Raw genomic sequence first — 2,174 nt, 5'->3', positions numbered from 1 at the left:
TGTCCGTGCGACCTGAAGTCGTATGAAGCGTTGTTCACCACGACAAGAGTGAACCATCTGTATCACCAGATGACCCTAGGATCCTGAATAAAGCAGCGGATCCGACAATGTAACGAAACTCGGTCGTTAGACCGAGTGGGAATGGAATCGTGAGAGGACGTTCCTCCTGATAACCACAAATTGGGTAAGTGCTAGGGTGTCAGTATGATGAACGTAAGTGAATCCACGTAAGGCGCGTTATATGATGAAGCAGCGGAAGTGGTTAATACGCTGTGGCCAAAACGGCAATGAGAGTCGGAAAGAAGTTGGACAGTACTCTTTCGTGATCGATGTACTCTCCGCACTATAGTGGGCATCTAAGCTGATATTTTGCGCGACATACGGAACAGGGTAAGCCTGTATATCTCCCATTGGGAAAGCAGTCTGCGAAGATTGCCGATAGGTGTGCAGGTAAAGGAGGTTAGAAAAAGCAAAGGTCGCTTTGTAATGAAGTGGATACAGGTTTATACCTGGCGCGAAAGCGAGCTGACTTCTAACTGGTCTCCCGTTGCAAGATGATTTGAAGAACTTTATTCAAGGGGAAACGCAAATGATGGCTTCATCAGAAGCTAGTGCCTCTTCTAACGGCGCTCAATGGCAATCCATCGATTGGAAAGCCGTAGAGTCGAACGTGTTAAAGCTTCAAATGCGCATTGCAAAAGCAACCCGAGAGGGAAAACACAGTAAAGCGAAAGCTTTGCAGTGGGTTTTAACGCACTCGAGATCAGCTAAATTACTGGCTGTGAAGCGAGTGTCCCAAAACAAAGGCAGTAACACTCCTGGAGTCGATGGTGTCATCTGGAATACGGATGCACGTCGAATGACCGCAGTTAATCAATTGAACCGTAAAGGCTATCGAGCCAAACCCCTCAGACGTATCTACATCCCTAAAAAGAATGGCAAACTTAGACCCCTAGGCATTCCATGCATGATAGACCGAGCGCAACAAGCGCTTTATCTGCTTGCTTTGGAGCCGATATCGGAAACGATAGCAGACCCAAATAGCTATGGCTTTCGTCCTAATCGCAGTACGGCAGATGCGATTCAACAATGCTTCAAATGCTTGTGTCTAAAGCGTTCAGGTCGTTGGGTTTTAGAGGGGGATATTAAAGCTTGCTTTGACAAGATCGGGCATGAATGGCTACTTGAACATGTTCAAACAGACAAAAGGATGCTGAAGCAGTGGTTAGGCTCAGGCTACATCGATAAGGGCTTGTTCTACCGAACTTCGGAAGGAACTCCGCAAGGCGGAATTATCTCCCCAACGCTTATGTTACTGACACTCGCGGGTTTAGAAAAACTCGTAAAAGAAGTAGCTAAGAAATCGGGAGAACGAGTCAACTTTATAGGTTATGCGGATGATTTTGTGATAACAGGTTCATCAAAAGGTGTTCTTGTTAACGAAGTCAAACCACGACTGATTGATTTTCTAAAAGAAAGAGGGTTGGCACTCTCCGAAGAGAAAACGCACCTTACTCATATAGATGATGGCTTTGATTTTCTGGGTTTTAACCTCAGGAAGTACAAAGGCAAACTGCTCATCAAACCGAACAAGAGTAACGTTCTCTCTTTCTTGGGTAACTTGCGTGAACTCATCAAGAAGCACGCAACAATGCCAGTCAATGATCTCATTAGATTATTGAATCCTAAACTAAAAGGCTGGGCGAATTATTATCGCCACTGCGTTGCAAAGCGTACTTTCGGTTATCTCGGTCATCAAATCTTCTGGTTACTGTGGCGATGGGCGGTAAGACGTCATCCCACCAAACCAAAAGACTGGGTAAGGCGAAAATACTACATGAATAGAAGTGGTGGGTGGCAATTTCACGGTTGGCAGAAAATCGCCAATATGGACTGTCGCTACAACCTAATTCAAATAGCGAAAACGCCGATTAAAAGGCATGTGAAAATTAGAAGTGCAGCAACCCCGTTCGATCCTCTTTACCAAGATTACTTGGCAAAGAGGAAGCCGAAAAAGGAAAGCCGCCACTCTTGGTTTGACCCTGCTTTAACTGCTATCTAGGTTGCTGGGTAACGTAATACGCCTTAGCGGAGGCTTGAGCCGTATGCAGTGAAAGTTGCACGTACGGTTCTTAGGAGGGCGGCACTTGGTAACAGGTGTCGCCTATCCGACA

1 protein-coding gene is annotated in these 2,174 nt (G+C 45.9%); it reads left to right on the top strand.

What is annotated here, in order from left to right:
• Nucleotides 1-589 precede the first annotated feature (589 nt).
• Nucleotides 590-2,062: a group II intron reverse transcriptase/maturase gene (gene ltrA / locus ACVA58_RS27710; protein WP_446513473.1), complete on the top strand. Its 1,473-nt coding sequence runs from the start codon at nt 590-592 to the stop codon at nt 2,060-2,062.
• Nucleotides 2,063-2,174: the final 112 nt, after the last annotated feature.

Source organism: Photobacterium sp. DNB22_13_2 (assembly GCF_052873915.1).
This window is presented reverse-complemented; position numbering and strand designations above follow the sequence as displayed.